The 1,487-nt window shown below is 53.8% G+C and carries 1 protein-coding gene and 2 pseudogenes; 1 reads left to right on the forward strand and 2 read right to left on the reverse strand.

All coding sequences use genetic code 11. The features are described 5' to 3' along the window. Window positions 1-500: pseudogene (locus tag GSP01_RS14990) on the reverse strand (relaxase/mobilization nuclease domain-containing protein); the annotation flags it as partial. A gap of 32 nt (window positions 501-532) precedes the next feature. Then, window positions 533-928: a plasmid mobilization protein gene (locus GSP01_RS14565; RefSeq protein ID WP_141354681.1), complete on the reverse strand. Its 396-nt coding sequence runs from the start codon at window positions 926-928 to the stop codon at window positions 533-535. 315 nt (window positions 929-1,243) lie between these two features. On the opposite strand from GSP01_RS14565, the pseudogene GSP01_RS14570 reads away from it, so the two are divergent. Continuing rightward, window positions 1,244-1,487: pseudogene (locus tag GSP01_RS14570) on the forward strand (SMP-30/gluconolactonase/LRE family protein); the annotation flags it as partial.

The following is a 1,487-nucleotide window of genomic DNA, read 5'->3' on the forward strand; positions in this document are numbered from 1 at the left end:
CCAGCAATCCTATCCGCGGCCTCAGAATTTCCGCCCTCTCTCAAAGCTTTCGCAATAGCCCGGTCATGACGTCCGGGCACAAGAGTATGACCCAATCTCAGCTCTTCCAGACGGGCGATTTTCTCCAGACGCTGCCATGTGAATTTACTGCTGAGAACGTGATCCTGCTGCCATTCCGGCAATAAGAGGTGGCCATGGGTGCCGCCGTCTTTCTGATGAATCACCAGAGTCATGCGCTCAGGGTCAGCGCCCAGCTCAAGGCAAATCTGCTGGGCAAAATCGGCGAGTTGCCCATCACTCATCGGTTCGGATGGATTAAACGCGATATGACGCAGGCCATATCGAATACCCTCACGCCTCGCTTCTTTCATCCAATCCTTGAGAAGATAGTCACTGCCAGCCATGAGACGGATGGCTTCGTTCCTGGCTCCCGAGAGAACATGCTTTGAGACAGCTTGATGCCCGCTGCTGCTCTTAATTCTGGTTTCCTGTACAATCATGGCGTCGCACCTGCGAGAACATGACTATTGGTTCAGTGCATAAGAGGAACGGAAACAGACCGAGCTCTCTGGACACGAACCGGACGTAAACCTTGCAACAGGTGATCGGTCCGGTTTTTCAGGCGGTCGATATCCTGCAAGGTGTCACCACAGGCAACGGCATCACCGAGATGCGCAGCGTGAGCGAGTTGGTTCAGGTTGTTGCCAATCCGTCCCAGCTCGCCACGCAACTGACGGAGTTCACGGCTGACCGTTCCGCCGCGATGGTGAGACAAAACGGCATCCTGCAACAATGTCCGGACCCAGTCAGCGGTCGTGGCGTGGCCTAGAAACCGGGCGCTCTGGCTCCACCGTGCCAGTTCGTCAGGAGACGCACGCACGGACAGGCGGGAAGATCGGATACGGGATGGAGATGAAGCATCGGGCATAGCGAGGCATCCTGTTCTGGTTTGTCGTTTGTGGGGGTCAACGGGGGAGGTACTCCCCCTTGCCAGCTGTTGAATGGGTAGCCATTCGACACTGCTGGCTCAGGACAGAAGAACTCCCAAAAACAGAATAGCAATTCAGAAACTGAATTTCAGAAAACGACAGAAGAAAAATTAAAATACTTCGTAAGTAGAGTGGATTTATTTTGAGAAATTCAAAATTTTCAAAAAATATCCCTCAAGGAAAACCATACGAAATGGTGACTTCTCTCACTTGGGCAGTCGTGACAAGACGCATATGAGCCAAAGGAGAACGTGATGACTGCGCCCTTTTCATCTTCCAAGACCGACCTTTTCAAAAAGGCCCCGACCCGCCGCACTATTCTCACAGGGCTGGCAGGCGCCTCCCTCCTCGGCTTCAAAACCGCAAAAGCGGCTAATCCTTCTGGAAGCATTACCCCTTCCAGCGTCGTCAGCCAGCCTGCACGAGCTTGGGGAGCACAAGCTGGCCCCAGCTTTCTTCCCGACCCTGACGTCCTCTTTCTTGACCCGTCCTTCAAGG

This window comes from Gluconobacter sphaericus NBRC 12467 (genome assembly GCF_006539125.1).
Lineage (GTDB): Bacteria > Pseudomonadota > Alphaproteobacteria > Acetobacterales > Acetobacteraceae > Gluconobacter > Gluconobacter sphaericus.

Coding starts and splice junctions, on each gene's coding strand:
- GSP01_RS14565 (WP_141354681.1), bottom strand. CDS start 928: ATGCCCGATGCTTCATCTCCATCCCGTATCCGATCTTCCCGCCTGTCC.